Below are 260 nucleotides of genomic sequence, written 5' to 3' on the forward strand. Positions count from 1 at the left end.
GCTAAAGAGACCTCTGAGATTATCAGCGCGTTATTACTACTCTCGCGTGCTCCTGAAAAACTGGACGCTCCGCAAACCTCTATCAATAGCATTGCTAACAATGAAGTGGAACGCTTAAAGTATTTGCTACGGTATAAGACTGTGACTTATGCAGTAGTCGCTGAACAAGAGTATTTTGCCTACGTACGACCTGAATTACTAAAAATGGCACTAGGCAACTTAATAAAGAATGCCTTTCAATACACGGATGAGGGTGAGGT

General features: G+C 42.3%; 1 pseudogene. It reads left to right on the plus strand.

Annotation, left to right across the window (positions count from 1 at the left end):
• Positions 1 to 260, plus strand: a pseudogene (locus tag AAEZ08_RS23115) (hypothetical protein); the annotation flags it as partial.

This window comes from Pseudomonas sp. E45-MNA-CIBAN-0222, assembly GCF_040310405.1.
In the GTDB taxonomy this organism is placed as follows: domain Bacteria; phylum Pseudomonadota; class Gammaproteobacteria; order Pseudomonadales; family Pseudomonadaceae; genus Stutzerimonas; species Stutzerimonas stutzeri_AC.